This window comes from uncultured Lutibacter sp. (assembly GCF_937891065.1).
Taxonomy (GTDB): Bacteria; Bacteroidota; Bacteroidia; order Flavobacteriales; family Flavobacteriaceae; genus Lutibacter.
In genome coordinates this window covers 1-2,192 of sequence record NZ_CALAEQ010000127.1, presented here as the reverse complement: position 1 = coordinate 2,192, position 2,192 = coordinate 1, and the positions used below count along the sequence as shown (strand labels likewise).

Sequence of the window (2,192 nt, the reverse complement as noted above, 5' to 3'; positions counted from 1 at the left end):
TTATTAAAAATAGTATGAATTAACTTGTTTAATAATAAATAGCATATTATATTTGCCCCACCTTAATTTAAGGTATAATAAAACAAAAGTTCTTATCAAATAAGTTACCTATTCGGTTACCAAGTGTAAATGAAAAATCATAACTTTTTGATTATTAAAAACATAAAGGGTAAAGCAGACTTCCTGCCACCCCGACAAAAACTTTTCACAGAAATGTGAAAAGTTTTTTATTTTAGCCTCTTTTTTCTATCAACTTTTCAATTTCTAACTGTCTAATTATTTTAGCGACATATTTTTTTACTGTGGGTGCAATTGTTTGTGGATCTACAAGGTTCAATGAACCCATCCATACCAACGATTTACTTTCATCTTCATTTAAATTATAAATAGAAGTTTCTACATTATATACTGTATATGATTCATAATATCCTGGATTGTAATAAACATCTTGAAATCTTAGGTAATAATGCCCAAAATGAGACCAGCGATATCCTACTGAATAATAATTTGGTGGATAATTTATTTTCTTATCAACCCCTTTTACTGTAGAAATTACTACGGCATCAAACCCTTTATTGGCTATTTCTTGTATCATTTCATTCACTTCAGCTTCACTTTTTTTAGATTTGGTAAAGGTTTTATCAAAAACAATGGTACTTTCTTCAGCATAAATACCACGAAGCGCAAAAGCCTCTTTCAATTCTTCTTCGAAAAACTTTCGAGCTGTAAGATTATCAGTCATTCCAACTACCAATAATTTTTTTGGTTTAAAAGTGGTTATTTCTTCATTTCTCCAACTATCAACAAATTTTATAGAAGAGCAAGCCGTAAAAACTAACAACCCTATTATTATGATTATTTTTTTCATGACACTAATTTTTATTTTATAAAATTAGAAACTATTTATAGTATATGTAATGATTTATATCAATTAACGAGCATGATTAAAATCACCTTTCATACTATTAATAGTAACAATTCCCTTATTTTAAAATGAAATTATTCTATTTAAGAAAAATCTATTTGATATTGATTTGTCTCATTTCACATTTAAATAATACACTATACTTTTATATATTATTAACCATTAAAACAAATACCATGTCAGTATTAAAAGTTATTGAAATATTAGGAAACTCAAACGTAAGCTTTGAGGATGCTGTTCAAAATGTAATTAATGAAGTTGCAAAAACAGTTAAAAATATTAAATCTGTATATATTGAAGATATGCAAGTAACCGTAAACAATAATAAAATAAAAGATTATCGTGTAAATACAAAAGTGAGTTTTGGCATTTTAGATGATTAAATTTTAAAAATATTTTTTCAAAATAAAATTGATACTCATCATTGTATAAAAATTAAATGCTGAATAACTTAGCAGTAACAAAAAACATTTAACTATTAATTAAACCATATATAAGTTATGAAAAAATTAATTCTAGGCTTATTAGTTTTTGGATTCGCCATCCAATCTTTTGCTCAGATTAAAACAGAAAAATTATCTGAGATTGTTATAAGTGCTACAAATTACAAATACTTAAGCAACACAGGTATTGAAAATGCTTCAATTCCTGTTACTATGTTAGAACAAAAAGTAGCCGAATTTAATGTAAAAGATATAGACTATTATTCAGATGAGTATGACACTTATGAAGTGTCCTTTTATCTTCCTGATGGTTATATTCTTGCTGCATATGATAAAGATGGTAATATTTTAAGAACCGTTGAAAGATTTAAAGATGTAACGCTACCAAGATCCGTTATTGAATCTGTAGCAAAACAATATCCAAATTGGACTTTTGCAAAAGATATTTATCTAGTTAGCTATCATGACAATGATCAAGGTGGTGATATTTCAAAAAAGTATAAAATAGTACTAAAGAACGGAGATAAACGCATAAAAGTAAAAGTTGACGAAGAAGGGAATTTCCTTTAAGTTAGAATTTTAAAAGATTTAAAAAGAGTTGTTTTTAAAACAACTCTTTTTTTGTTTTCTCATATTTTATATACCAAAACACCATCTAGTTATATACGTTTTTTTAGTAAGTCCAAATTTTTCAACTTCAATAATTTTAAAAATTATGAATTACATCATACATTGCTATTGATTTAAATCAATTCTTACAAAATTCTAAAATTTAACAGTTTATATTTCATTTCTAATTTATTAGCAATTATAGAAGCGCAGGC

3 protein-coding genes are annotated in these 2,192 nt (G+C 25.9%); 2 read left to right on the top strand and 1 reads right to left on the bottom strand.

Annotation, left to right across the window (positions count from 1 at the left end):
- Window positions 1-232 precede the first annotated feature (232 nt).
- Window positions 233-868 (bottom strand): hypothetical protein, encoded by a 636-nt coding sequence (locus Q0352_RS07295; protein ID WP_299525890.1) that lies wholly within the window; start codon window positions 866-868, stop codon window positions 233-235.
- A 233-nt stretch (window positions 869-1,101) separates the two neighbouring features.
- Here Q0352_RS07295 and Q0352_RS07290 point away from each other — a divergent pair, with 233 nt between their 5' ends.
- Window positions 1,102-1,308: a dodecin family protein gene (locus tag Q0352_RS07290; protein ID WP_299525888.1), complete on the top strand. Its 207-nt coding sequence runs from the start codon at window positions 1,102-1,104 to the stop codon at window positions 1,306-1,308.
- A gap of 117 nt (window positions 1,309-1,425) precedes the next feature.
- Window positions 1,426-1,938, top strand: a complete 513-nt coding sequence (locus tag Q0352_RS07285; RefSeq protein WP_299525886.1) for a nicotinate-nucleotide adenylyltransferase — start codon at window positions 1,426-1,428, stop codon at window positions 1,936-1,938.
- The last annotated feature ends 254 nt before the right edge of the window (window positions 1,939-2,192 follow it).

Coding starts and splice junctions, on each gene's coding strand:
- Q0352_RS07295 (WP_299525890.1), bottom strand. CDS start 868: ATGAAAAAAATAATCATAATAATAGGGTTGTTAGTTTTTACGGCTTGC.
- Q0352_RS07290 (WP_299525888.1), top strand. CDS start 1,102: ATGTCAGTATTAAAAGTTATTGAAATATTAGGAAACTCAAACGTAAGC.
- Q0352_RS07285 (WP_299525886.1), top strand. CDS start 1,426: ATGAAAAAATTAATTCTAGGCTTATTAGTTTTTGGATTCGCCATCCAA.